This window comes from Shewanella abyssi, assembly GCF_023284025.1.
GTDB classification, from domain to species: Bacteria; Pseudomonadota; Gammaproteobacteria; order Enterobacterales; family Shewanellaceae; genus Shewanella; species Shewanella abyssi.
In genome coordinates this window covers 21943-47188 of record NZ_JAKIKR010000002.1, presented here as the reverse complement: position 1 = coordinate 47188, position 25246 = coordinate 21943, and the positions used below count along the sequence as shown (strand labels likewise).

The window sequence follows — 25246 nt, the reverse complement described above, 5'->3', positions numbered from 1 at the left end:
ATTAACGCGATACGACCCCGATAGAGTCATCCGGTACAAAGCTTAAAGCACAAAAAAGCCCAAGTCATCTTGGGCTCTTAAAAACAATAAACAGCAATATTATACTGCAAACGCTAGGCGCAAATACAGCAGGTATCTGCAGTCTTAGAAAGGCATCTTCATGCCGGGTGGCAACTGCATGCCGCCGGTGACTTCAGCCATTCTCTCTTTTTGATTCTCTTCAACTCGACGTGCGGCATCATTACATGCTGCTGCAATCAGGTCTTCTAGCATCTCTTTATCATCTTCAAGCAAGCTAGCGTCAATGTCGACTTTGCGCACACTGTGAGAGCCCGTCATGGTGACTTTAACAAGGCCAGCGCCGGCTTCGCCAGTCACTTCCATACGTGCAATCTCTTCCTGCACTTTAGCCATTTTGTCTTGCATCTGTTGGGCTTGCTTCATCAAGTTGCCCATACCGCCTTTTCCAAACATACTCTAATTCTCTTCTATTATTTATCACTACAAATAAAGTGGGCTAATCTTACTAAATATAGACTGATTAGCAATGAAAGCTGAAATTTCAATTGTAAAATTATGACTCAGGTAACCGCTTAAAGTTCGACATATCGACCAATTCTATCAATTTACCTTTATTAACCAACAATTCTGGTGCATAAGTGAGTGTATCAGGCGTTAGCTGTGCGCCCATGTGTTGCGCTAACCAACGTACATTGTCGTCAGTCATCAACCCATGATGCGCTTGTACGAGGATCTCTTTATGAAAACGACGCCTAACTTCTAGAGGGGTCTCCCGAGTACTGTCGACACCGACAGAAACTCGCACTTCACTTGGCTCGCCAAGCGCTTCACTCATGGCCTCTTCAAACTGCTTAATCGCAACATCAGCAGCAAGATGCTTTTGATCCGGTTTCAATAACAGCGACAACGGTTGTTCAAACTGATGACACACTGAATTGACTGCGAGTTGCCTAACGCGCCCACCGACTTCAAGTTCAGCCATAAAGCGGTACCACTTTAAATCTATGTCATTCCCGCTTAACTCGCCGCTAGGTAGTGCGGGTAAGTTTAACGCAACATCCTGAACTGAAGTTGAATCAAGCTGCATAGCAGTGGGTTTATCACTAGCCTTAGCGGTTTTGTTCTTCTGTTGACTTGGTGCTGCAACAGGTTTAACAGCAGCATTGGCTGGCGACTCAGCTGCATGAGCGGCGCTTTCATCTTTAAATCGCGAGGTGGGATCTTGCTCATGTGGCTCTTCCCATGGCGGTCTGTCGATAATATCGCTACTGTTATCAGCTTGCTCGAACGCATTGATTGGCTGTGATGGTTTTTCAGCTTCAGGCTCTGGCTTAGGTTTACGTACTGGCGGCGCAAAAGCCTTCCGTTCCTTAACGGACTTTTTTGTGGAACTCTCCTTAGGCTCATCTTCGCCTAATCCATCCAGTAGAGAATCCCTTGCGGCTAATACAGCATCCAAAATATCGTCACTTAAGTCGACTTCTGTTGTCGTGCTAGTTATCGTATTTGCTGAATTTTCAGTTTCACTTTTAGCAACCACAGTATTTTGTTCGACCGTAACTGGAGATAACGAGTCTTGTGGTAACGGCGCCGAGTCGGGAGCATCAAAGTCAAAATCGTTGCCGTCAAAATCGATATCCTGCGCGCCAGCATATTGCGAATAAGCAGACAGGTCGTCTTCAGCGGCATAGTCAGTAACGACGGAGGAGGTGACCTCTCCCATGTTGGTTTCTGTATCGGTGCTAGCATTGGTTTTAACACCGACTGTTTCAGCAACATTTTCACGATTGTTATCACTTGCGCTAGATGTTGAATCCCGCGTGGCTTCGGTAGTGATATGAGTGTTGGAACTTGGGCGGGCTACAGCACTGATGTCGGCTGTAGCGACAACCACTGCATCTTCGACAGTCGCCGGTTTATTAGAGGCTACTGTATCTGTGCCCTCTTCAACTAAAGTACTCTGCACTGACGCAGTTAACGGCTTATTAGCAGCTGTTTCATCAATCTTTGCATACCCTTGGCTCTCAGCTTGACTGAGTATGACGGCCATTTCACTGTTCATGCTCTCCAGATTATCCAATACTGGCGGCGCAGCTTGAGTAATATTATCTTGAGGCTTAGCTGTAGCGTCTGAACCTAGGTCTAGGTTTGACTCTAGGTCTGAGTCTGAAAGCTCTATCGTTTTATCGCTAAGTGGACTGGTAACTCCGTCGCTAGCCTCTATCAGCGTTTTTTTTTCTGCTGTTGTATCGACTGATGCCAATTGTGATCCAGTCTTTAACTCAGGTATTACGAGCTTTGCTGGCGTGTCTGTCACCCATTTGGTTACGGGTTGTTCAGGCACAAAGGTCACTGCACGCAGGAGTGCCATTTCAAGCCCCGATTTGGGATCAGGCGCATAAGGTAAGTCTTTACGGCCGGTCAACAGCAGCTGGTAATATAGCTGTACTTGCTCAGGCGATAACTGCTCGGCAAACGCTTTTATTTGCTCGCTGTATAGCGACATCTGCGCTGCAGCGGGAGCAAATTGAGTTAAGGTAATTTGGTGCAATAGTTCCAGTAAACTACGCAGTACCTCTTCCGGCTCAGCGCCAAATGACAATACACTGGCACTGACCTGCATCAACGCCATCACATCTGCTTTGGCTAATGCTTCCAATAAGGCAATGACCTGTTTGTCATCAATGCTACCCAGCATGGTTTGCACAAGTTCAAGTTTGACTTGTCCAGCACCAAAAGCGATGGCTTGATCGGTCAGGCTTAACGCATCACGCATACTGCCGTTAGCCGCTTTTGCAAGCAGGGTTAACGCTGAAGATTCAAAATGCAATGTTTCTTGAGTCAAGACATTGGCTAGCTGATTAGCAATCTCATCTTGGGTCAGGCTCTTGAGATTAAACTGTAAGCAGCGTGATAATACAGTGACAGGTAAGCGTTGTGGATCCGTCGTAGCGAGTAGAAACTTTACATGCTCTGGCGGCTCTTCAAGAGTTTTGAGTAACGCATTGAAGCTACTGCGAGACAGCATATGCACTTCATCGATAAGATACACTTTATAGCGACCACGACTGGGGCGATATTGAACGTTATCGAGTAGTTCGCGGGTATCATCAACTTTTGTGCGCGAAGCAGCATCGACCTCGATGAGATCAACAAAACGCCCTTCTGCGATTTCAACACAAGCTGAACACTCACCACATGGCGTGGCGGTAACCCCTTGTTCACAATTTAAGCCTTTAGCGAAAAGACGTGCAAGACTGGTTTTCCCCACTCCTCGAGTGCCGGAAAACAGATAAGCATGATGCAATCTTTGCTGAGTGAGCGCATTGGTTAATGCATGTAAAACATGAGACTGGCCAACCATTTGCTCAAATTTGGCAGGGCGCCATTTTCTGGCTAACACCTGATATGACATGGAACTCCCCAACGTGTCATGAATATGATTACGGGAGCACGCTCCTCGACTTATTTGAACAATAGCATGCCAAGGTTTGACATGCTATATCAAGCGTTCAAGGAGCGGTTTGGCGGTGATTAAATCACCTTAAACAGATGTTTTAGGCTGATTATTCGCCTTCGAATTCACATAAGCTAAGTAATTCGAGATCCATTGTCCCTAGACGCTTTTCACCACCTAGATCTGGCAGAGAGATAACAAATGCAGCGTGATTAACTTGGCCGCCTAGATTACGGATTAACTTAACCGTTGCTTCAATGGTACCGCCAGTCGCCAGTAGGTCATCAACAACTAAGACTTTATCTTCGCTAGTGATGGCATCAACGTGAATTTCAAGAGCGTCATGACCATACTCAAGCTCGTAGCTTTCGGAAATAGTCTCTCTTGGTAATTTACCTGGCTTACGTACTGGTACGAAACCAATACCCAGCTCTAATGCTAAAGGTGCGCCAAATAGGAAACCACGAGCTTCAGTGCCGACAACTTTGGTAAAACCTTGCTCCTTGTAGTGTTCCACTAAAAGATCAATTGTAAGTTTATACGCTTGTGGATCTTCTAATAAGCTAGTCACATCTCTAAACAAAATCCCCTCTTTAGGGTAGTTAGGGATGGTTTTAATGCTGTTCTTTATTAGTGCCAAGCTGTCAGTGTTCATAACCATAATTATTTACTTTATTGAGTTTAATTTTCTGACACCCTGCAGGCTACATCGCCAAAGCAAATGTCATCGAAGTGTAAAAATGGCCGTAAAGCTTAAGCCGCTTTATGATCAGTTGCAACATTGGATAGTAAGATCTGCTGCGTCATATCACGCTAAATATAGTTACTATTGTTCACCAGCAAAAAGAGCCTTTAGCGGCAGCTTAATTTAAGTTTTTAATTCAGCATGATGCAACAATACAGTGATATCGCTATTCATCAATTTCAGGAATGCTTCTCAGGTAAACTATTAGCGCTGTTCCGGTGCAGACCAACATCACCTTGACCCAAATTAGCGGCACGATTGTGATACTGGCGATAAAACTAAAGCTGCTGACAATATACGCCTTCCTCTTCAGCCCCTTACGAATAGCGCCTTTTGCCTGCCAATTTTGCAGCGCATCAGCAAACCACGGGTGCAACATCAACCATTGATATAGCCTGTCACTTGAACGAGCAAAACAATAAGCAGCCAATAAGATAAACGGCACCGTTGGCAGTATAGGCAATAAAATACCCAATAAGCCTAATGCGAGGCTACAAAGACCTGCTAGAAGAAAGAAACCACGTTTTAACGCCATCAGTACCGCCTAAAAAAACAAAAAGCCACTCAAAAGAGTGGCTAGTATATACCCATCCTACCTGAAGAAGCAGGATTCAGTGGGAATTTAATGGGCTTTAATCAAGGCATTGATTGCCACTAATGGTCGCTCCCTTGGTAAAATCAATAACACAGAGTAAAGCCCATTAAAACCCATCGTAGAAGGCGTTGTGCAAGCTCACTTCGTTGTTGCACTCACTTAAAAGGGAATAACCATTTCTACGTTAATGCGCCTAAAATTGAACTGGCACAACGCCTCTGAAACGAGCATTTTCAAGTTGGATGGGTATACCTGAGCGAAAGTTAAAGGCAGCTTAAATCAGCCCCATTACCTTTAACCAAGATAGGCTTGCTGGCAATGTCGGCAACAACATTACCAGGATAAAACCAATAAAATAAACAATGTTAAATGGGTCTTTAAACGGCTGACTCATGACTTCCTCGACGACTGTTGTTAACGGCAATTATTGATCTAGATCAATTTTTGCCGCCATTATAGGGTTTCGTCACAGCGATAGAAAGTCTATTAAGCAATAAATTCTCTAATTATCCCTTTAGCGCTCAACTGCAGTAATAGCTCAACACAGCCTTGTTGTAATACTGCAGGTTCAATATCAGTAAAAGTCGCTAATAACCAATCAATCAGATCGACACATTGGACAGATTCAAATTGCGACATATAAGCCAAAACCTGCGCAGTGAGCGGATTTAGCTGTAAAAAGCTTACCTCATCTTCGAAGTCAGAATAGATGCAAAAAAACTGTGGATTTACTGTGGGTTGTTGTGGCCGATAATCTTCACTAATATGCTGTACATCAAATGTGTATTGCGCTATTTGCGATGTAGCAGAGACACTCAAGGTCATTGTTGAGATAACGTCGGCATCCATTGCCGCCATATCGAGAACTCTTTGCTTTGGGTTCTCTTGTGCAACTGCCACCACAAGCTCTAGCCATTCATAATGGGCCAGTTCCAGCATAAAGGGAGGATCGATCTCTGTTGCCGTATATTCAGTCTGCAAAAACAACAGAAACTCTTGTGCTATCTCAATAAAAATAGGCGTTTGGCAGTCATGAATAGCAAAAAACTGCTGCACACGTTGCTGCCAGTCTTGTTCGCTGTATAACGTCTTTAATACTGGAAAGGCATTAGAGACAAAGCCATCAATATTGTTGAAAAAAAGTTCGCGGTAAATATTCATCCGCCGAGCTTCAATCCCCTCAGGCAGCGGCTTAGATGGATCTTTAATGTATTCCATGAAGTTTTGTTGTGTGTCAATAAAACTCATCAAGCGCTCCTTTTTAAGCTGGCGATATGACGGTTTTGATAGTCATGGATCTGATTAATTTCTAACAACAGTTCACTGGTTGCTGGAATATTAAAATCTCGCTCGAGCAATGTCGGGAAAACACCATGATACTGATGGCATGCCTCCAAGAGCTTCCAAACAGGATCAACAATATCAGCGCCGTGGGTATCAACGACTAAATCTTCAGCTTCTTCATAATGACCCGCGATATGTAAGTATTCAATTCTTTCTGTCGGCATCGCTTTTAGGTATTCAAGCGCATCATATTGATGGTTAATCGAGTTCACATAGATGTTATTGACGTCAAGCAGCATCTTACAATCTGCTTCTTCCATTACGGCGGTAACAAACTCCAGCTCAGACATTTCAGCGCCAGGCGCGGCATAGAATGACACATTCTCTAATATTAATGGACGTTCAATAATATCTTCAACTTGTTTAACCCGCTTAGCCACATGACGAACGGCTTCACCGGTAAAAGGAATTGGCATCAAGTCGTACATATGGCCAGAGCCAGAACAATAGCTCAAATGCTCAGAATAGCTTTTTATCTGGTGTAGATTGAGAAAATCTTTGATGTTTTTGACAAACTGAATATCCAGTGGCGCGGGGCTACCGATCGATAATGATAGACCATGGCAATAAAACTGATGTTTTTCTGTTAATTCCCTAAACTGACGGCCAAACTTGCCACCCAGTGTCATCCAATTTTCGGGGGCGACTTCGAAAAAACCGATAGCTTTCGGAACTCCTTGGCAGAACTCAGCCAACATTTCACGCCTTAGCCCAAGACCCACCTGTCCTTTATTTGTCATACTGCACGTCCGTCAATTTAGGGGTTTATCAACAAATAAGGCCAGCAAACGCTGACCCTGTCTTACTCAGCAGAAAGCTTATTTTGAACCACCGCACTTACCTTCTGCCTCAGCTTTCTTATCGCCGCCACATTTACCTTCTTTAGCTTTCATCTTGTCGCCGCCACATTTACCTTCTTTAGCTTTCATCTTGTCGCCGCCACACTTACCTTCTTTGGCTTTCATCTTGTCGCCGCCGCATTTGCCTTCGCCACATTTACCTTCTTTGGCTTTCATCTTGTCGCCGCCGCACTTACCTTCGCCACATTTACCTTCTTTGGCTTTCATCTTGTCTTCGCCGCACTTACCTTCACCACACTTACCTTCTTTGGCTTTTTTCTTATCTGCACCGCATTTACCTTCTCCACACTTGCCTTCGCCTTCGACTAGCTGGTAACCGGCTTGCATTTCACTATAACCAAATGGGCTTGCTTGAACAGATGCAGCCAAAGAGCTTCCAAGCACAACAGCGCCAACGGCAACAGTAATAGCAGTCTTATTAACGAGTTTCATAATATCTTCCTTCTTGATTTAATCTACAGTATTTCGGTTACCAACAATGTATTTTGCTGGCTTGCTTAAAGAGACCTGTGCAGCTACAAATAAATTTCATTTATCCTACAATCATCACATTTATGGCGCAAAAAAGCTGATAGTGCAAACATTGTTTATATCTATTCACTACTGTTTAGTACCTGTTTTCACGATATTTGACATAAAAAATTGCCACAAAATAGTACTTAGCTAACACCCAATAGAGGTTGACTGAAAAAACAACAACCCAGTAACAATACTAAATGCTACCGCCACGAGATCACTCTATTACTCGCTTTCGTTTGGTGCCACACGGTGCATGATGTAGAATGCAGCGCCTTTTAAAACTGATGAGTGACTGTTCTGTGCGAATAATTTTGGCGCCTATGGAAGGTGTTGTTGATGATTTAATGCGTGAAATTCTTTCGGCAATCAATCCCTATGATTTAATGGTGACGGAATTTGTACGTGTCGTTGATCAGTTATTACCAGAAAAAGTGTTCTACCGTATCTGTCCTGAACTGAAAACCGATGGGAAAACAGCTTCAGGCACACCCGTTAGGGTGCAACTTTTGGGACAAGAGCCTGGTTGGATGGCTGAAAATGCGCTGAGAGCAATCGAGCTAGGCTCCAAAGGAGTCGACGTTAATTTTGGTTGCCCTGCTAAAATGGTTAACCGCAGTAACGGCGGCGCAGTGATGCTGCAATATCCTGAGCAGCTATATAATGTCGTCAAAGCCATGCGAGATGCAGTGCCAGATGATCAACCGGTAACCGCAAAAATTCGCCTCGGTTTTAATGATAAGTCTCTCTATATGGAGAATGCACTGGCTATTTACGAAGCGGGAGCCAGTGAGCTTGCGGTACATGCCAGAAGTAAAGTTGATGGCTACAAGCCACCTGCATATTGGGAATACATTACCGACATTAATGCCAAACTGCCTATTCCTGTTATTGCTAACGGCGAGATTTGGAGCCAACAAGATGCACAGCGCTGTATGCAAGTGACGGGGTGTGACAGCATAATGGTGGGACGCGGCGCTATTTCGTTACCTAATCTTGCTGCCAGTATTAAAGGTGAGACACCCTATACATGGCAACAATCACTGGCGCTGATGCTGGAGTATACCGACCGAGAACTTGCTGGCCGTAAAAGCACCTATTATCCTGCCAGAATTAAACAATGGTTTAATTATCTCAATCGTCAATATCCCGAAGCCGATACTTTATTTCGCGAGCTTAGGATCTACAAAACAGCAGCAGAGATTATCAATGCACTGCAGGCGGCAAATACCAATTTGTACCAGCAAAAGGCTAATTAACAGAATAATTGGTTATTATTAGTAATAATGCTCGCTGATTTGATCTTCGTCATTACCCGTTGCCGTGACATGTTTAGACTGATAAGTCGAAAGTCAATAATTGTAGGCAAAACCGTGAGTACGAACCAAATCAAACAGATGTTATCCGGTATTGAATCGGAGTTAAGACAGAAGATTGGTGCGCTCCCAGAGATCCGGGCCAAGCTAAAGGACCAGCATAATTATTCCCTGTGTGAGCTCATTGAAATAATGACCCAAGCACATTTATGCGATAACCCATTATTTATTAAGTTAATGCAACTCGATGCAGCTTGTTGCCAACTGGACATTGGTTTGTATGGCGTGTGCTCTGATTGTGAATCAGATATCGAAGCAGAACTATTAGCAGCGGATCCACTTGAACAGCGCTGTTTAAATTGTAATAGCCAATTCAAACGGGAACATCGTCAAGAACTTAGATTAAACCACTAATAGTGATAAGTTGTTTCTATACTTTATTTTGATGCTAGCAAACATAAAAAAACCTCCGTTCAAGGAGGTTTTTTATTATCTAAAAAGTATTTTAGAACTTAACACTTGCTCTTACGAAGAAGTAGCGACCTAGTACATCATAAGTGTACGGATCTGTGTTTGAGTCATTGTTGCCTGAGTAGTACGGTGGCTCTTCATCAAGAATGTTGTTTACACCGCCCGATAGACGAAGTGTATTATTCACATCATAGGTTGCTGATAGATCGTGATAAACAATACTATCTACACTTGGTGCATAACAATCAGCTGGATCATCTTTACAAGCAAATGAATCCATTCCGTCAATGTAACGAGCTTCGTAGGTAGCACTCCAGTTATCACCTGATGCTCTTAAGTTGAAGTTAGTTTTGATCTCAGCAAATGCGCCTGCTCCACCGGTGATGTAGCCACGATAGTCAACCGCATTACCGTCTTGATCAAACTCTTCATAATCACTTAAAATTGAAGAATCAAGACCGGCTTTCCAATCTAGTCCGAAGCCTTCAAACGCATAAGCTACGTTGATATCGAAACCCGATGTATTGGTTTCACCAATATTTTGTAGACCATTATCGAAAGTGATTCTACCTGTACCGTCAATAGCGATGTTAGCCGACTGACATAATGCGGTGCCCGAGTTAATCTGATTACCAGTCTCATCCAAACACTGATTAGCAATGTAGTTATTATCGACTGATGTGATGGTATTACTGATTTGGATATCAAAGTAATCAAATGTGAACGATAAACCTTCAACAAAGCTCGGAGAATAAACTAAACCAAGTGTAGTAATATCTGCTTCTTCAGGTGTTAGTAGTGGGTTACCGCCCACCGTGACTTCCGCTTGAGATTGCTCTGACGCTGGGTGAACAATTTGTTCAAATGAGGGTGATTTACCACCATATAACTCATCAACTGTTGGAGCGCGGAATGCAGTAGACAGACCACCACGAACCATTAAGTCATCAGTCATGCGCCAAGTTAAGCCAAGTTTCCACGTGTTGTCTGAACCAAATGTACTGTAATCGAAATAACGCATTGCAGCGCTCAATTCAACTTGCTGTGCTAATGGTAAATCGCTTAATAACGGAATTGCCAATTCGGCATAAATTTCATTAACATCAAATTCACCCGATGTTGGTTCAACACGAGGGTCATTCGCTAGCCCTTGTGCAGTCAAAGAATCAGGCGTGAAATGTGCAGATTCTTTGCGGAACTCATAACCAGCAGCGAAACCTACGATACCAGCAGGTAACTCAAAAACCTCTCCAGAAAGTGTCGCTGCAACAATATCTAACTCACTACCACCACTATTTATTTCAGTATAGATATAAGGAGCGATGCTTTCGCCTTCCCAAGAAGACTGAGTAAATGGATCAAAGGTTTTGTCTAAAACAGCATCATTAATTGAACCTATGTTATGCAGGTTAGCAAGAGTGTCAACTGAATCGTTCTTACCCTTATTGTATGATGCATCCCATGTCCAACCATTGTCGAACTCGCCTTCTAAGCCAACAACAATACGCACAGTATCAACAACTTGAGTGAAGTCACGAGTGCCAGATTCAACGACTCGACGACCATAATCTAACTTTTCACCCTCTTGAACCAAACCCACGAGTTCTTTGTTCATCCAAGATGAATCATAAGCCCAAGCTGCGCTGTTCCAAATTGGCTGTGGTGCCATTTGCTGCTCAGACCAACGCTTAGAGTACATTGCTTCAGTGAAGAACGTGATTGAATCTGAAAGCTCATAAGTACCAGAGAAAGATAGGTTCAAACGCTCCATTGGCGTTGATAGATAGCTATCTTTTGAATAGTTGTATTTATCGTCATTAGTGAAATCATGGTATTCACCACCACGACCACTGATGTCTGGAACACTTCTGTCGCCAAATGTAGGATCAACGGTTGCGTCATAGTAAACTGAGGCTGTATCCGTTATTGCAGTCCAACTGTTGTAGAATGCATCATTTGACATGCCGTCATCATCTAACCAAACAGTGCCATCATCATTAAGTCTTTGAACGTATTTACCGTAGTAACCAGAGTCACCATTGATAACAATTGCATTACCCTCTTCATCGACGCCACTCATTGTCATCAGATGCTGCGAATCACCCCAGATATGACCGCCTTGAGAATATGAGCTGCCGCCACAATATAGACCATCAGCCCCTTCAGATATTGGGCAATTAGAGAAATCACGATCGGCCTGACTCGCTTCGCCACGTTTTGTGTACTGGCCACCGATAACAATATTACCTTTATCGAATGAGTTACCCATGACAAAGTCAATACTGCTCTCGTCTGCATCGCCTTGGCCAGAGATACCTGTTTGAACGTTCATTTCGAAACCTTCGAAATCACGCTTCAAAATAATGTTAACCACACCAGCGATTGCATCGGTACCATAAACGGCAGAAGCACCATCTTTTAACACTTCAATACGTTGGATCATTGCAACTGGGATAGTGTTTAAATCGACAGTAGATGCAGCTCCTGTCCCTGAAGCGATCATACGACGACCATTAACCAATACTAGCGTTCGGTTTGAACCCAGACCACGTAGGTTGATACTTGCATCACCCCCAGAGCCGTTGTTGACTGCCGCATTCACCATTGCTCCACCCGTTGACGTCATTTTCTGCAAAACGTCGTCAATAGAAGTTGAGCCACCTGCCATAATAGCAGATGCATCAATAATGCTTACTGGGCTAGATGTTTCCATATCGGCACGTTTAATACGTGAACCGGTAACTTGAATGCGTTCAACTTTCTCTTCTGCCGTATTTCCTTCTGCTGCATCTTCTGCAAAAGAAAATCCAGATAAAGCCACACTACTCGCTGCAACTGCAATAAAGCTTTTGCGAATTGCACTTGCTGTTAAGGTCATCGAGCTCATATATTTCCCCTTCAATTTTCTACGTTACACGTCGAAATTGTTATATTTTTGTTTTTAATATTCATATAGAAGTTAATTCTTCGGGGTTAATACTGTTAAATATAACCAAAAGTGTCAATAGCAATTACATTAAAATAACCCAAAAGACATAAATTGATACAGGTCACATTTACAAGTCCAACGAAATAAATACAAAATTCTTAATTAACAACAACATAGTAAAACCCCGCCAAGGGCTAGTATCGAAATAACAAATGAATCACGCAAGTTGCAAGTGTTAACCTTTGCAACATTACCGATACATCATTTATACATATAATAAATACAGAATACAAAATGCAAAATGCAAAATATACCATAATTGAGAATAGCATCTAAAATACAACGCAGTAAGGAAGAGCAATACAATTTAGATATCACTTAATAATGGGTTATATAGCTATATAAGAAGATACAAATTTGCAACAACCATAGTGATGCTTATCGGCAAATAAATTAATAACAGCCTAGTAATTAGTCAATGCTACATTACCAATAACCAAACTAACCTATCTGTTAACAAATAAATTTGTAATACCACGTTATTAAATAAAAATTAGCGGTCAATTAGTATTCAGATCTAATTAACAGTGTTAAAAATATAACGCTGACTGCTGCTACATAGTTTGCATTGAGCCATTAATCTAGCTAGGAGGGCCGAAATCAAACATTGTGACAGCCACAATAAAAGAGGGGGGAATAAGGAGTAGTGACTAAAGAAAAATTCGAAATGTGCCTAAGTGTAAAGCTTCGATGCCTCTAGGAAATAATCAATAAAAAAGCATAAAAAAGGAGCCATGAGGCTCCTTTTCTTAAATCTTAGCGACGTCTCAAATTAACGAGTACGTGGGCAAAGCTCTTCAGTGCTGAAGAAGTATGCTACTTCACGCTCAGCAGAAGCAACTGAATCAGAACCGTGTGCAGCGTTCTCATCGATGCTTTCAGCGAAATCTGCACGGATAGTACCTTCCGCAGCATCAGCTGGGTTAGTAGCACCTAAGATTTCACGGTGTGCAAGAACAGCATTTTCGCCTTCAAGCGTCTGAACCATGATAGGGCCAGATGTCATAAATGCAACTAGTGCACCAAAGAAAGGACGTTCGCTGTGCTCAGCGTAAAAGCCTTCAGCTTGTTCTTGGCTTAGGTGAACCATTTTAGAAGCGATGATTTTCAGGCCAGCAGTTTCAAAACGGTTGTAGATAGCGCCAATGTGGTTTTTTGCAACAGCATCAGGCTTAATGATAGAAAAAGTACGTTCGATAGCCATGAAAAGCTTCCTTCTTAAATAAACGGGTTTTAATTTCGCGCGGATTATACGAAATTAATGCCTAATTGCCTACCCTTATAGTGCTATCAAATAGAGATATGTCGGATTTAGAAATGCATAAAAGCCAATCAGATCACAGTTCAACAATGAATGTGGCCAAACTTGGCTTCTGGATTTACCGCTAAGGGAATGTACTCTGCCGCTATTGACTGAGTTACTTCCGGTTTTTAACCCACATTACGCCAGCTGCAATCACCACTAATAATGCCAGTGCGGGTGCGAGATCCATAAAGTGATGAAATAGCCCAAGACCACCATGACCTTCATGGGCAAAAGCTAAGGTTGGAGTGAGTAATGTTAAGGCTAGAATTAGAAACTTGCTCATATTAACGTTCCTTTGATTAATGGCTGAAACTTATCACTTTTACTACTGTGCATAGTAAAGTCATAACCGTGACGCTAGCCTAAAATCAAACACTGAAGGTGAACTTGATGTTGATCAATCCTACGTTTCTTTCACATATTAGATATCGACTTACATGATTTAGATCACAACAGCTCAAGCAAGTGATGACAATTAGTCTCACTTCTCATCAATCCAGTGAGCTTGGATTGCTTCCAGAATACGCTCATTACAATGGTTGGGATCATCATCGAATGCTTCAAGCTTTATCACCCAATCACACAGATCGGTAAACCGAATAGACTCGGGGTTAACATCTGGATAATTTTCCAAAAGTTCTAATGCAATATCTTGCGAGTCAATCCATTTAAGTTCCATACCCAGCTCCATCGAATCTACATGATTTGAGTATAAACCAATCTCGGTAGGGTGAAGGTGGTTGTACTTGGAATAGCGTTTTTTGGCAAAAAAAACCAGTAGCCAAGCTACTGGTTTCGATATTGTAGTGCAAGACTACTGGCTTTCACTGACCATATTAATGGTGTACTTAGGGATCTCAATGACCAAATCACTACTGGGTACTTTTGCTTGGCAAGAAAGGCGGCTTTCGGGCTCTAAACCCCAAGCTTTATCAAGCATATCATCTTCAAGCTCATCGCTCTCTTCCAGCTCATCAAACCCTTCACGCACGATGCAGTGACAAGTCGTACATGCACAAGACTTCTCACAAGCATGCTCGATATGGATACCGTTACGCAAAGCAACGTCTAATATGGTTTCACCTTCATTGGCTTCGACAACTGCACCCTCTGGGCATAATTCTTCGTGTGGTAAAAATACTATTTGTGGCATGTTGGGACCTATATATTGTCAACTGACTGGCCTTTGAGTGCCAGTTTTATTGAATTATCCATACGCTTAGCAGCAAAGTCCTGCGTTACGCTATCTAATGCTTCGATTGCTTTTTCAATAGCATCGGTGTCTTGTTCGCTAGCAAGTTGTGCTAGTGAGGCCATAAAGCTCTGAATAGAAGAAAGCTCTTCTGCCGTTAGCAGCTGACTATCCTTACTTAAAGCGGCATTAAGCGACTCTAATACTCTCGCAGCTTCGACCTGTTTTTCGGCGAGCATACGACGAGTAATATCTTCTTTCGCATTGGCCATTGAATCTTTTAGCATGGTGCCGATTTCAGTATCTGATAAACCGAATGATGGTTTAACTTGAATGCTGGTTTTAACCCCCGTTGACTTCTCCATTGCCGTTACGCTGAGTAATCCATCAGCATCCACTTGGAATGTCACTCGTATATGTGCGGCTCCTGCGGCTAACGGCGGGATCCCTTTAAGCGTAAACTTAGCTAGTGAGCGACAATCAGCAACGAGCTCACGCTCGCCTTGAACCACATGAAATGCCATTGCTGTTTGACCATCTTTAAACGTTGTAAACTCTTGCGCACGAGCAACGGGGATAGTGGTATTACGTGAAACCACTTTCTCAACCAGCCCGCCCATGGTTTCAACGCCTAATGACAACGGAATAACGTCTAATAACAGCAGATCTGATTCAGGCTTGTTACCCACTAGAATATCAGCTTGGATCCCAGCACCAATTGCAACGACACGATCAGGGTCTATCGATGTCAAAGGCGTTTTACCAAAGAAATGGCTCACATTTTCTCGCACCAATGGTACCCGTGTGGATCCACCGACCATGACTATTTCAAGGATCTCTTCAGTGCTCACACCTGCATCGCGTAGCGCACGGCGACAGCTTGAAACGGTTTTCTTAACTAATTTGCTGATCATGCTGTCAAAAGTTACCCGAGAAACGGCTAACGACAGCTCAGTACCCTTGTCATCAACAACGTTTGCTGTCGTGCTCTCATTGTCGGTCAATGCTTCTTTAACGCGACGAGCTTCTATAAGCAACTTACGACTTAAACTCGCGCTTAACTGTTGCAGTGACCACTCTTGTTGGAAATAAGCTTGTAGCATATAGTCGAAATCATCACCACCGAGAGCAGAGTCGCCGCCGGTTGCTAAGACTTCAAATACCCCTTTATTCAAGCGAAGAATAGAGATATCGAACGTCCCGCCGCCAAGATCATAAACAGCAATGACCCCTTCTTTACCTGAGTCTAACCCATAAGCGATTGCTGCCGCTGTCGGCTCATTAAGTAAACGCAGCACTTTAACGCCAATTAATGCTGCCGCATCTTTGGTGCCTTGACGCTGCGCGTCATCAAAATAGGCTGGCACAGTGATAACGACGCCTTCTAAGGTACCGCCGAGTGTCGCTTCAGCACGTTGTACTAACGGCTTTAAGATCTCTGCTGAGATTTGTACTGGATTAACTCTACCTTGAGGCGTCACAAAAATAGGCAGTCCATTTTCACTCGCTTCGAAAGCATAAGGAAATGTTTGGCTACCTGATTGAATATCTTCAAGGCTACGGCCCATAAAGCGCTTAACCGACACAATGGTGTTTTGTGGATCTTGCGCTGAAAAGGCTTCAGCCTCACGTCCAACAAAGACTGCATCCTGGGTATATCGAACCACTGACGGCAATGAATGCAGACTGCTCTCATCAGCTAAGGTGTTTGCTTCACCGCTACGAACGGCGGCAACTAAGGAGTTGGTTGTACCTAAATCGATGCCCACGGCAAGACGATGTTGGTGGGGAGCAGCAGTCTGTCCAGGCTCTGCGATCTGAAAAAGTGCCATATATATCCAACTTAAAAAAATGTTGGCCCAAGATTATTGAGCCAACAGAATTATAAAATTAAAACCAGCTGACTAATCAAAGAGCGCATCTTCCACTCTTGCCAACTCATCTTGTAATTTTGCCATAAACTTAAGTTTACGAATTTGCTCCGCTGCCTGCAAATGCTCAGCGACTAAATCACTCAACAATAGCACTTTTAGTGCTGCTGTGATCGGCTTTGCAAATGCTTCAAAAGACGCATAAAGCGCTTCTATTTCGGCTTCAGGATCATCACTATCGCTAACCTCTTCAAGAGATTCTCGCCACTCCATCTGCTGCATTAAAAATTGAGTATCTTTAAGCGTAGTAGACTCGTGACTTAACTCTAGCCCTTTAAGGGCCAATAAGTGCTCAGCGCGTTGGATTGGATTTTTCAATGTTTGAAAGGCATCATTGATTTGTGCAGTACGTTGTACTGACAAGCGTTTATCTTGTTCACTTGCGTTAGCAAATTTGTCGGGATGAACCGCCCTTTGCAGATCGCGGTAGCGCTCTGCAAGGATGGCGGTGTCGACATCAAAGGAAGGAGATAAACTAAACAGCTCAAAATAATTCATAGTTTAACTTTTAAAGCTTATACGGTGAAACTCTCACCGCAACCACATTCACCTTTAGCGTTAGGGTTGTTAAATTGGAAACCTTCGTTAAGGCCTTCTTTAATGAAGTCCAACTCAATCCCTTGAAGATAGATAAAACTTTTTGCATCGATAATGATTTTCACACCATCGACATCATATAGCTCATCATCATCGTTCAAGTCATCAACAAACTCCAGTATGTACGCCATACCAGAACAGCCTGATGTTTTTAGCCCTAAACGTAAGCCTAGACCTTTGCCGCGACTAGCCAAAAAGCTTTTAACTCGATCTGCCGCTGCGGGAGTGATACTAATTGCCATCTTAACTCCAGGTATTACTTCGATTGCTTTGATTTATACTCATCCAGAGCAGCTCTAATGGCATCTTCAGCCAAAATCGAACAATGAATTTTAACAGGGGGTAATGCAAGTTCTTCAGCAATGTCGGTGTTCTTAATAGCACCTGCTTCTGCTACTGTTTTACCTTTGACCCATTCTGTGACTAATGAGCTAGACGCAATCGCGCTACCGCAACCGTATGTCTTAAACTTAGCATCTTCGATAATACCTTTATCATTAATGCGCAGTTGTAGCTTCATTACATCACCACAGGCAGGTGCGCCAACCATTCCAGTGACAACTGATGAATCGTTTTTATCAAACGAACCAACGTTGCGTGGATTCTCATAATGATCTATTACTTTTTCGCTATAAGCCATGATACTGCTCCAGTTTATCTATTCGTTAATATCGTTAAGGTTAGTGGTGTGCCCACTGGACTGAGTCCAGGTCAATTCCGTCTTTGAACATTTCCCAAAGCGGAGACATCTCCCTTAAGTTACCAATAGATTCTTTAATTGTTTCTATTGCATGGTCGATCTCTTCATCAGTCGTAAAGCGACCCAGTGAGAATCGAATTGAGCTATGTGCCATTTCGTCATTCAAACCAAGAGCACGAAGCACGTAGCTTGGCTCTAAGCTAGCGGAGGTACACGCAGAACCTGACGAGACAGCAAGATCTTTAAGTGCCATCATCAAAGACTCACCTTCGACGAAGTTAAAGCTGACATTTAAGCTACCGCAATGTCTTTGATCTTTATCGCCATTGATATAGGTCTCTTCAATGTGATTAATACCATTCCATAACTTGTCACGTAGACGACGGATGCGCTGGTTATCTGACTCCATGTCGGTTTTTGCGATGGCAGCAGCTTCACCGAAACCCACAATCTGGTGTGTCGCTAAGGTGCCACTTCGCATACCACGTTCATGCCCACCACCGTGCATAGCCGCTTCTAAACGAATGCGAGGCTTACGGCTAACATACAATGCGCCGATACCTTTTGGGCCATACATCTTATGAGCAGAGATAGACATCAGATCGACTTTTGTCTTTCGAACATCAATTGGCAATTTGCCAACACTTTGTGCAGCATCAACATGGAAGACAATTTTACGTGAACGACAAAGTTCACCGATAGCATCGATGTCTTGAATGACACCAATCTCATTGTTAACTTGCATGATACTAACCAGTAGCGTGTCGTCACGCATCGCCGCTTCAATCATAGCAACAGGGATAAGACCGCTCGCTTCAGGCTGAAGATAAGTGACCTCATAACCTTCACGCTCAAGCTGACGACAGGTATCTAACACCGCTTTATGTTCTGTTTTACTGGTGATGATGTGCTTGCCCTTCTTCTGGTAGAAGTGAGCAACGCCTTTAATCGCTAGGTTGTCAGACTCTGTCGCACCAGAGGTAAATACAATTTCACGCGGATCGGCATTGATAAGGTCAGCAACCTGGTTACGAGCAATATCAACAGCTTCTTCTGCTTGCCAACCGTAACGGTGAGAGCGAGACGCTGGATTCCCAAAAATGCCGTCCATAGTCATACATTGCATCATTTTCTCTGCAACGCGAGGGTCAACCGGCGTCGTCGCAGCATAATCTAAATAGATAGGTAGCTTCATCACACACTCCGTACTTTGTGGCAGCCATTGTGCTACCACTTACAACGTACAAAAATTATTTTTATATTAATAACAGAGACCGCTAAACGCTGACTCTCTGCTCCTGCTGCAAATTATCCTGTTTCACCGAGATAAATTGCACATCTCTTTTTTGCATTAATCCGGCAAGCGAAATGCCATTCAAAAAGTCTGAAATCTGTGAACTTAAATCTCCCCATAAAGAGTGAGTTAAGCATTGGGTTCCGCTTTGACAGTTACCCTTCCCTTGACAACGAGTGGCATCGACAGATTCATCAACCGCTCGTACCACCATACCCACAGAAATTTCGCTGGCGTCGGTCCCTAAGCGATATCCGCCACCAGGGCCACGGACGCTAGATACAAGCCCATTTTTTCTTAGTTTTGCGAAAAGTTGTTCTAGGTAAGATAGAGAGATCCCTTGACGCTCTGAAATGTCCGCTAATGGTACTGGACCATCGGTAGAGTGCATTGCAACATCTAACATTGCAGTGACAGCATATCGACCTTTAGATGTAAGTTTCATTGCTACTACGTCTCCCAAAAAAGCATAGGGTAATTTCATCATACCCGAGTAATTTAGTCAAGTATAAAACCTAGTGAATTGGTCAAGTATTATAAAGAGCATGGCTGGGACTAAATACCCCGTCATTTTACTGGGGTATTTAACCTGTTTATTAGGCAAGATTCAATGGCATTTAGTAAAAATGGCGCACATAAATCTAGATAATGGGATCAAACTCATCTAATGACTTCTGCCGTTTTTGCGCAGCCGCTAATTCAGCTTCACTAAAATCATCAACTTCAAGTTCAGGAAGTTTCTCAGTGCACACACTACCACCCAAAGTTTGTACGGCTTGGCACACTTCCTGTACTTTTGAATCCATCAAATGCATATGATCTAGCATTTGGCCGATGGCATTTGCAACGGGATCTGGATTATCGGGCGCGACGGCATAGGCATCGAAACCATATTTTTTGGCCATTTCAGTGCGTCGGTCTGATTGCTCTTTAGACTGCTCAGTAGGGCTAGCAACCGCGCGACCAGGAATGCCAACGACAGTGGTGTCCATCGGGACATCTTTGACAACAACTGAATTGGAACCAACGCGAGCGCCGTCATTCATGGTTATAGGTCCAAGGATTTTTGCCCCCGCACCAATAACCACATTATTGCCAAGCGTCGGATGTCGCTTGCCAGATTGCCAAGTTGTTCCACCGAGTGTAACACCGTGATAAAGCGTACAATCATTACCAATTTCAGCAGTTTCACCAATGACAACGCCCATGCCATGGTCAATAAAGAAGCGGTCGCCGATGGTTGCACCAGGGTGGATCTCAACACCGGTTAACCAACGTGAAAACGTAGATAGACAGCGTGCTAGCAAACGCCATTTTCGAACCCATAGCTTATGACTGATCCGATGGATCCATATTGCTTGCATGCCAGGGTAGTTGAACAGTATTTCAATTGTCCCGTTCGCAGCAGGGTCTCTATGGTAGATAGACGCTATATCATCTTTAAGTCTTGCGATAACACCCATGCTAACTCATTCCTTTTACTTATCGTTGGTTTCTTTCTTAGCGACGATTTTATCTACAGACGTCAAAATCCCGCGCAAGATATTCATCTCTTGACGTTCGATTCTAGCGCGGCTAAATAACCTACGTAGTTTTGTCATCACCTGACCTGGATGTTGTTTCACAATAAATTGGGTCGATAAGAGCGTGTTTTCCATGTGTTCAAAAAAGTTTTCGCGCTCTTTTGAAAATGGATATTCAATTTCAGGCTCAACAAATCCGTCAGGCTTATTGCTATCAAACTCCTTCTGAACCTGAGCAAGATGCGCTACTCGCGCCTCATAACAGATTATTTGAACAGCTTGCGCTAAGTTCAGCGAGGTGTATTCAGGATTAGCAGGTATCGCGACATGATAATCGCAGCGCTGCAACTCTTCGTTGGAAAGGCCGTTATTTTCACGTCCGAATACGATAGCAACGGGGCCTGCAAGTGCCGATGCAACCAGTTTTTCGCCAGCCTCTCTTGGTTCTAGCATAGGCCAATCCAGTGTGCGGCTTCGCGCGCTGGTCGCTATGACTAAACTACAATCAGCAATAGCCTCTTCAACAGAAGCTACTGTAATTGCATGTTTTAAAATATCTGAAGCCCCGGCGGCTAACGCCACGGAATGACCATCAGGTGCAACCCTAGGTTCAGCTAGATATAAAGTGGATAACCCCATGGTTTTCATAGCACGGGCTGTTGAACCTATATTGCCAGGGTGGGATGTACCGACAAGAACGACGCGAATATTACTGAGCATGAAATGTCTTAATTTAAATGAGAGAACACTTGAAAATATGTTAACACAAGCCTGCTATTTTTACTTATACAAAAATCAGCATTTGATATCATCGAAAAAACACGTATAATTCGGCTCCGATAATTTATATCTGTTCTTTTACATCCAGGGGATTTGCAATGCTTCCAATGCATACCATTGCTGTGCGCGCTGCTCGCGCTGCCGGCCAATTAATCGTTCGCGCTTACGGGGAATTAGACCGTATAGAAGTCACTTCAAAAGGGGCTAATGACTTCGTAACTAACGTAGATAAAGAAGCTGAAGCTGCAATTACCTACCAGATCCGTAAGGCTTACCCTGATCACACTATCATTGGTGAAGAGTCAGGTGAGAACAAAGGCGCTAATAAAGATTACGTTTGGATCGTAGACCCGCTGGATGGCACTAATAATTTCGTCAGAGGTATTCCTCACTTTGCTGTATCAATTGCGATGCAGTTCAAAGGTAAAACAGAAGTTGCTGTTATTTATGACCCGATTCGTGATGAGCTTTTCTCAGCTGTACGCGGGAAATTTGCCAAGCTAAATGAATTCCGTATTCGTGTTAAGCCAAGAAATAACCTCAGCGACAATATCATTGCAACTGGCTTTCCATTCAAAGCAAAACAGCATACTGAAACGTACATGAAGCTTTTTGCTTTAACATTCACTGAATGTGCTGATTTACGTCGTGCAGGTTCTGCTGCGTTAGATTTAGCTTACCTTGCTGCGGGCCGTGTTGATGGTTTCTTTGAAATAGGCCTTAAGCCTTGGGATATCGCTGCAGGTGATTTGATTGTTCGTGAAGCTGGCGGCACAGTCACTGACTTTACTGGCAACCATAACTACCTAACATCAGGAAATATCGTTGCAGGTAACCCAAAAACAACAACTGCACTTGTTAAATCATTCCGCCCATTATTGAGCGAAGCGCTTAAGCGTTAATGATAAGCTGGTTATAAATTATTTGGACATTTTTAAAAACCGCCTAATTAGGCGGTTTTTTTGTGGCTTATTGTCTTATACCCAAACCAGCTAAAAATACTGATATCTCCATATAAAACACACAACTGTGAAAAACATCACATAGCTGACATCGCATTTATACAATTTACTGGTACTCTTTATGAAACGACTGCATTAGGGAGTAACATGGATAAAATGTTTCGAAAATACGGTATTTCAAGTATCAAAGCCGTTGAGCATTTAGTATTAATCATTATTGCTATCGCCACTATTATTGCGATTGGGCAAGAGATAGTGCATATTTTAAACGCGGGAATGGTTACTTTAGCGGACTTACTACTGCTATTTATTTATCTTGAAGTATTAGCTATGGTCTCGCATTATGCGGAATCTGGAAAACTACCGATTAGAATGCCACTCTACATTGCCATTGTAGCGTTAGCGCGTTATCTAATTTTAGATATGAAAGCAATGGACGACTGGCGTATTATGGCGATCTCATTGTCCACATTAATTTTAGCGGCTACCGTGATAGTTATTCGCTGGGGTCAGCTTAAATTGCCCTATCCTCGCCCGAAGGACATTGATTGATCACAATCTAAGATTGCTGAAAACAAGAATGCTCAAAGCTAACACTTTGAGCATTTTTTATGGTTTTACACAATTTACAGTGATTAATGATTACAAATTCGATCTGCCGCAGTCGCAATGCCAGCTTCTGAATGAATGAACTTACCTTTCTTCTCTAAAAAAGCAATCAGTTCTTCTGCATTCATCTCTTGCGCAGAGCAAGTATGATAATGAGCATCTGCGCCAAACGTCTTATGCATTAACGCTTTAAGCGCCTCTTGTGACAACGACTGACCATGCTGCAGCATGAGTTCCATAACTTGATGACCGTGGATTGAATCTGACATATACCCTCAAAATTAAAGCTGTATTTATTAAACACTTTATACTGTAAGTTCAGCTGTTAAACTTTGATCTAAGCGGCAATCTTTAACTTTGGCATACAGTAAAACAAAAAAGCCAGTCATATGACTGGCTTTTTAATCTGAGTATATCCCCATGAAGTGAGTCTGTTATTCGCCCTTTAATAACTCTGGCTCAATTAACACACTGTCATTCTCATCTGAGATCCAGATCTGACCTTCACAAATGTTAATTTGCAAAGCCATATTTTTGCCAACCAGCTGCCCCATGGCTTTTACCGCATCTTCAGGGATGTTGATGACCGTCAGGTTTTTGTAACGTGCAAGCGCAGCTTCATTCTGTTTCCACCAAATAGGTACACTACGGCCAGCGTAGGTAATAAGTTGCACCGCCTTTGCTCGCCCACAGGCTTTACGGATCCATTTCTCATCACTTTGACCAAACTCAATCCAGAGGTCAATTTCACCTGATAAGGTTTTATCCCACAGCTCGGGTTCGTCATCAACGTTCATGCCCTTGCTAAACGCTAAAGATTCGCTGGCATTCATCGCGAAGGCGAGCAGTCTTACCATCATACGTTCATCGGTTTCAGAAGGATGTTGAGCTAACATCAATTGATGATCATTGTAGTAAGCGCGGTCCATATCGGCGATTTGGATAGATACTTTATATACTGTTGCTTTTAAGGCCATGAGTTTTTTCGACAAGAGATTTGCGGCTAAGTGTACCTTATACCCGTTGCATTAAGTATTATATTCCCCCAAAAAAGGGCTAAGCATAAGGCTGCTATCGTTATTGATAACAAAATTAAGTATGAATTTTTCAGGTTAGATCGCCCCTAATTTGAAGCGCTTGGCTTGCGGAAACAGTGTGGCTAGTCGCATGATCTCGTCAACATCAGCACAGACTAAGCAGTGCGCCCCCTCTTTCAGTGCTTGCTTGAGGCTGCTATCACTCCAATTGCTGTCACGCGCGGCGTCTCGCCGCAGTAATTCATTGAGAGAGTGTGGCATCGATTGTTTACTAAAGACAATATCTAACTTTTGCAGATAAGGCATCGCGGCGATTGGCAGAAGTTCGGCATCAATGGTTATATCAAGCAGTAACAGCTCCCCTTGTCCATCTTGCTGTGAAAAACTCGCTTGATAGTGAGACATTGTTTGTTCGTCAAACCGAGATTGATTAAGCTTGAAGAAACGTTGCCAAAATAATCGTCTTTCTTTAAAAATAGGCAGTTTTACTTGAACATCTTGTCGGCGTTCTGCAATAAAATCAAACAGTGGCGTAATCGACTGTGGTAACCATGATTCGAGTCTTGCTCTAAGCTCCCGTGCATAAACAGGCGCAGCCCCCGCTGTGCTTATTGCAATTTGTAATCGACCTCGGTCTACAATAGAGGGAGTTATAAATCGACAAAAGCTTGGATTATCCACCACATTAACCCATATATTACGCTGCTTGGCGACAGTCGCTAACGTCTCATTTAGCAATTTATCTGCTGTTGCCAAATAGACTAGATCCCAGGATTCAATATCGAGTTCCCTTACGGGTCGTTGTTCAAGTGTAATGCGTCCTTGTTGCTGATAAGCCGTGACTTCAGCGCTTATCTCTAATGCAATAACATGCACCTCAGCTTCTGTGCGGCAAAGCAGATCCAGTTTACGGCTGGCAACATCGCCGGCGCCGACGACTAATACTTTCAAAGACTGGGTATCTACAAACAACGGAAAATATTGCATTAAGCGAATCGACC

Annotated in this window: 27 protein-coding genes; 4 read left to right on the top strand and 23 right to left on the bottom strand. The window is 43.1% G+C overall.

Going from position 1 to position 25246, the window contains the following annotated elements:
- Positions 1-144: 144 nt before the first annotated feature.
- From L2755_RS01710 to L2755_RS01680, 7 genes are all read right to left on the bottom strand, one after another.
- Positions 145-474, bottom strand: a complete 330-nt coding sequence (locus tag L2755_RS01710) for a YbaB/EbfC family nucleoid-associated protein (RefSeq protein ID WP_248979023.1) — start codon at positions 472-474, stop codon at positions 145-147.
- A 100-nt stretch (positions 475-574) separates the two neighbouring features.
- Positions 575-3436, bottom strand: a complete 2862-nt coding sequence (dnaX, locus tag L2755_RS01705; protein WP_248979022.1) for a DNA polymerase III subunit gamma/tau — start codon at positions 3434-3436, stop codon at positions 575-577.
- Between the two features lie 151 nt (positions 3437-3587).
- On the bottom strand, positions 3588-4139 hold the full coding sequence (gene apt, locus L2755_RS01700; protein ID WP_248979021.1) for an adenine phosphoribosyltransferase: 552 nt from the start codon (positions 4137-4139) through the stop codon (positions 3588-3590).
- A gap of 250 nt (positions 4140-4389) precedes the next feature.
- Entirely contained in the window at positions 4390-4758 is a 369-nt protein-coding gene (locus L2755_RS01695) for a YbaN family protein (protein ID WP_248979020.1), read from the bottom strand.
- 546 nt (positions 4759-5304) lie between these two features.
- Positions 5305-6066: an HvfC family RiPP maturation protein gene (locus L2755_RS01690; protein ID WP_248979019.1), complete on the bottom strand. Its 762-nt coding sequence runs from the start codon at positions 6064-6066 to the stop codon at positions 5305-5307.
- Positions 6066-6902, bottom strand: coding sequence for an HvfB family MNIO-type RiPP peptide maturase (locus L2755_RS01685; RefSeq protein WP_248979018.1), 837 nt, complete (start codon positions 6900-6902; stop codon positions 6066-6068). The genes L2755_RS01690 and L2755_RS01685 overlap by 1 nt, the downstream gene beginning before the upstream one ends.
- Before the next feature lie 78 nt (positions 6903-6980).
- Entirely contained in the window at positions 6981-7454 is a 474-nt protein-coding gene (locus tag L2755_RS01680; protein ID WP_248979017.1) for an HvfA family oxazolone/thioamide-modified RiPP metallophore, read from the bottom strand.
- A gap of 386 nt (positions 7455-7840) precedes the next feature.
- Here L2755_RS01680 and dusC point away from each other — a divergent pair, with 386 nt between their 5' ends.
- Both dusC and L2755_RS01670 read left to right on the top strand, forming a co-directional pair.
- Positions 7841-8797: a tRNA dihydrouridine(16) synthase DusC gene (dusC, locus tag L2755_RS01675; RefSeq protein ID WP_248979016.1), complete on the top strand. Its 957-nt coding sequence runs from the start codon at positions 7841-7843 to the stop codon at positions 8795-8797.
- A gap of 114 nt (positions 8798-8911) precedes the next feature.
- A complete protein-coding gene (locus L2755_RS01670) occupies positions 8912-9268 on the top strand; it encodes a TraR/DksA C4-type zinc finger protein (protein ID WP_248979015.1) in 357 nt (118 codons plus the stop codon).
- Between the two features lie 91 nt (positions 9269-9359).
- Here the strand turns inward: L2755_RS01670 and L2755_RS01665 are convergent, their stop codons facing one another.
- From L2755_RS01665 to trmJ, 13 genes are all read right to left on the bottom strand, one after another.
- Entirely contained in the window at positions 9360-12212 is a 2853-nt protein-coding gene (locus L2755_RS01665; RefSeq protein WP_248979014.1) for a TonB-dependent receptor plug domain-containing protein, read from the bottom strand.
- A gap of 874 nt (positions 12213-13086) precedes the next feature.
- A complete protein-coding gene (gene ndk / locus L2755_RS01660) occupies positions 13087-13518 on the bottom strand; it encodes a nucleoside-diphosphate kinase (protein WP_101089040.1) in 432 nt (143 codons plus the stop codon).
- A 214-nt stretch (positions 13519-13732) separates the two neighbouring features.
- Positions 13733-13903, bottom strand: coding sequence for a hypothetical protein (locus L2755_RS01655; protein ID WP_248979013.1), 171 nt, complete (start codon positions 13901-13903; stop codon positions 13733-13735).
- 198 nt (positions 13904-14101) lie between these two features.
- Complete coding sequence (gene iscX / locus L2755_RS01650; RefSeq protein ID WP_248979012.1) at positions 14102-14299, bottom strand: Fe-S cluster assembly protein IscX; 198 nt, start codon at positions 14297-14299, stop codon at positions 14102-14104.
- A 135-nt stretch (positions 14300-14434) separates the two neighbouring features.
- A complete protein-coding gene (gene fdx, locus L2755_RS01645) occupies positions 14435-14773 on the bottom strand; it encodes an ISC system 2Fe-2S type ferredoxin (protein ID WP_248979011.1) in 339 nt (112 codons plus the stop codon).
- 8 nt (positions 14774-14781) lie between these two features.
- Entirely contained in the window at positions 14782-16644 is a 1863-nt protein-coding gene (gene hscA / locus L2755_RS01640; RefSeq protein ID WP_248979010.1) for a Fe-S protein assembly chaperone HscA, read from the bottom strand.
- A gap of 72 nt (positions 16645-16716) precedes the next feature.
- Positions 16717-17241 (bottom strand): co-chaperone HscB, encoded by a 525-nt coding sequence (hscB, locus tag L2755_RS01635; protein WP_248979009.1) that lies wholly within the window; start codon positions 17239-17241, stop codon positions 16717-16719.
- Between the two features lie 17 nt (positions 17242-17258).
- Positions 17259-17582, bottom strand: a complete 324-nt coding sequence (gene iscA / locus L2755_RS01630; protein WP_202289119.1) for an iron-sulfur cluster assembly protein IscA — start codon at positions 17580-17582, stop codon at positions 17259-17261.
- A gap of 14 nt (positions 17583-17596) precedes the next feature.
- On the bottom strand, positions 17597-17980 hold the full coding sequence (gene iscU / locus L2755_RS01625; RefSeq protein ID WP_248979008.1) for a Fe-S cluster assembly scaffold IscU: 384 nt from the start codon (positions 17978-17980) through the stop codon (positions 17597-17599).
- A 40-nt stretch (positions 17981-18020) separates the two neighbouring features.
- A complete protein-coding gene (locus L2755_RS01620; RefSeq protein ID WP_248979007.1) occupies positions 18021-19235 on the bottom strand; it encodes an IscS subfamily cysteine desulfurase in 1215 nt (404 codons plus the stop codon).
- Between the two features lie 82 nt (positions 19236-19317).
- A complete protein-coding gene (gene iscR, locus L2755_RS01615; protein ID WP_248979006.1) occupies positions 19318-19779 on the bottom strand; it encodes a Fe-S cluster assembly transcriptional regulator IscR in 462 nt (153 codons plus the stop codon).
- A gap of 196 nt (positions 19780-19975) precedes the next feature.
- A complete protein-coding gene (cysE, locus tag L2755_RS01610; protein ID WP_248979005.1) occupies positions 19976-20797 on the bottom strand; it encodes a serine O-acetyltransferase in 822 nt (273 codons plus the stop codon).
- A 15-nt stretch (positions 20798-20812) separates the two neighbouring features.
- Positions 20813-21577 (bottom strand): tRNA (cytosine(32)/uridine(32)-2'-O)-methyltransferase TrmJ, encoded by a 765-nt coding sequence (trmJ, locus tag L2755_RS01605; RefSeq protein ID WP_248979004.1) that lies wholly within the window; start codon positions 21575-21577, stop codon positions 20813-20815.
- Between the two features lie 158 nt (positions 21578-21735).
- On the opposite strand from trmJ, the gene suhB reads away from it, so the two are divergent.
- Together suhB and L2755_RS01595 are read left to right on the top strand one after the other, a co-directional pair.
- Positions 21736-22539, top strand: coding sequence for an inositol-1-monophosphatase (gene suhB / locus L2755_RS01600; RefSeq protein WP_248979003.1), 804 nt, complete (start codon positions 21736-21738; stop codon positions 22537-22539).
- A 207-nt stretch (positions 22540-22746) separates the two neighbouring features.
- Positions 22747-23151, top strand: a complete 405-nt coding sequence (locus L2755_RS01595; RefSeq protein ID WP_248979002.1) for a phosphate-starvation-inducible protein PsiE — start codon at positions 22747-22749, stop codon at positions 23149-23151.
- Between the two features lie 83 nt (positions 23152-23234).
- Here L2755_RS01595 and L2755_RS01590 read toward each other — a convergent pair whose 3' ends face one another.
- From L2755_RS01590 to L2755_RS01580, 3 genes are all read right to left on the bottom strand, one after another.
- Positions 23235-23477, bottom strand: a complete 243-nt coding sequence (locus L2755_RS01590) for a YecH family metal-binding protein (protein WP_248979001.1) — start codon at positions 23475-23477, stop codon at positions 23235-23237.
- A gap of 165 nt (positions 23478-23642) precedes the next feature.
- Complete coding sequence (locus tag L2755_RS01585) at positions 23643-24185, bottom strand: YaeQ family protein (protein WP_248979000.1); 543 nt, start codon at positions 24183-24185, stop codon at positions 23643-23645.
- 135 nt (positions 24186-24320) lie between these two features.
- Complete coding sequence (locus tag L2755_RS01580; RefSeq protein ID WP_248978999.1) at positions 24321-25232, bottom strand: precorrin-2 dehydrogenase/sirohydrochlorin ferrochelatase family protein; 912 nt, start codon at positions 25230-25232, stop codon at positions 24321-24323.
- Positions 25233-25246 lie beyond the last annotated feature (14 nt).

Excerpts from the sequence above, each read along its gene's own strand:
- iscA (WP_202289119.1), bottom strand. The coding sequence starts at position 17,582 with ATGGCAATTAGTATCACTCCCGCAGCGGCAGATCGAGTTAAAAGCTTT.
- L2755_RS01680 (WP_248979017.1), bottom strand. The coding sequence starts at position 7,454 with ATGAAACTCGTTAATAAGACTGCTATTACTGTTGCCGTTGGCGCTGTT.
- fdx (WP_248979011.1), bottom strand. The coding sequence starts at position 14,773 with ATGCCACAAATAGTATTTTTACCACACGAAGAATTATGCCCAGAGGGT.
- suhB (WP_248979003.1), top strand. The coding sequence starts at position 21,736 with ATGCTTCCAATGCATACCATTGCTGTGCGCGCTGCTCGCGCTGCCGGC.
- L2755_RS01595 (WP_248979002.1), top strand. The coding sequence starts at position 22,747 with ATGGATAAAATGTTTCGAAAATACGGTATTTCAAGTATCAAAGCCGTT.
- ndk (WP_101089040.1), bottom strand. The coding sequence starts at position 13,518 with ATGGCTATCGAACGTACTTTTTCTATCATTAAGCCTGATGCTGTTGCA.
- dnaX (WP_248979022.1), bottom strand. The coding sequence starts at position 3,436 with ATGTCATATCAGGTGTTAGCCAGAAAATGGCGCCCTGCCAAATTTGAG.
- L2755_RS01710 (WP_248979023.1), bottom strand. The coding sequence starts at position 474 with ATGTTTGGAAAAGGCGGTATGGGCAACTTGATGAAGCAAGCCCAACAG.
- cysE (WP_248979005.1), bottom strand. The coding sequence starts at position 20,797 with ATGGGTGTTATCGCAAGACTTAAAGATGATATAGCGTCTATCTACCAT.
- hscA (WP_248979010.1), bottom strand. The coding sequence starts at position 16,644 with ATGGCACTTTTTCAGATCGCAGAGCCTGGACAGACTGCTGCTCCCCAC.
- iscR (WP_248979006.1), bottom strand. The coding sequence starts at position 19,779 with ATGAAACTTACATCTAAAGGTCGATATGCTGTCACTGCAATGTTAGAT.
- L2755_RS01620 (WP_248979007.1), bottom strand. The coding sequence starts at position 19,235 with ATGAAGCTACCTATCTATTTAGATTATGCTGCGACGACGCCGGTTGAC.
- L2755_RS01580 (WP_248978999.1), bottom strand. The coding sequence starts at position 25,232 with ATGCAATATTTTCCGTTGTTTGTAGATACCCAGTCTTTGAAAGTATTA.
- L2755_RS01585 (WP_248979000.1), bottom strand. The coding sequence starts at position 24,185 with ATGGCCTTAAAAGCAACAGTATATAAAGTATCTATCCAAATCGCCGAT.
- L2755_RS01695 (WP_248979020.1), bottom strand. The coding sequence starts at position 4,758 with ATGGCGTTAAAACGTGGTTTCTTTCTTCTAGCAGGTCTTTGTAGCCTC.
- apt (WP_248979021.1), bottom strand. The coding sequence starts at position 4,139 with ATGGTTATGAACACTGACAGCTTGGCACTAATAAAGAACAGCATTAAA.
- L2755_RS01685 (WP_248979018.1), bottom strand. The coding sequence starts at position 6,902 with ATGACAAATAAAGGACAGGTGGGTCTTGGGCTAAGGCGTGAAATGTTG.
- trmJ (WP_248979004.1), bottom strand. The coding sequence starts at position 21,577 with ATGCTCAGTAATATTCGCGTCGTTCTTGTCGGTACATCCCACCCTGGC.
- L2755_RS01590 (WP_248979001.1), bottom strand. The coding sequence starts at position 23,477 with ATGTCAGATTCAATCCACGGTCATCAAGTTATGGAACTCATGCTGCAG.
- L2755_RS01665 (WP_248979014.1), bottom strand. The coding sequence starts at position 12,212 with ATGAGCTCGATGACCTTAACAGCAAGTGCAATTCGCAAAAGCTTTATT.
- hscB (WP_248979009.1), bottom strand. The coding sequence starts at position 17,241 with ATGAATTATTTTGAGCTGTTTAGTTTATCTCCTTCCTTTGATGTCGAC.
- iscU (WP_248979008.1), bottom strand. The coding sequence starts at position 17,980 with ATGGCTTATAGCGAAAAAGTAATAGATCATTATGAGAATCCACGCAAC.
- L2755_RS01690 (WP_248979019.1), bottom strand. The coding sequence starts at position 6,066 with ATGAGTTTTATTGACACACAACAAAACTTCATGGAATACATTAAAGAT.
- iscX (WP_248979012.1), bottom strand. The coding sequence starts at position 14,299 with ATGGAACTTAAATGGATTGACTCGCAAGATATTGCATTAGAACTTTTG.
- L2755_RS01655 (WP_248979013.1), bottom strand. The coding sequence starts at position 13,903 with ATGAGCAAGTTTCTAATTCTAGCCTTAACATTACTCACTCCAACCTTA.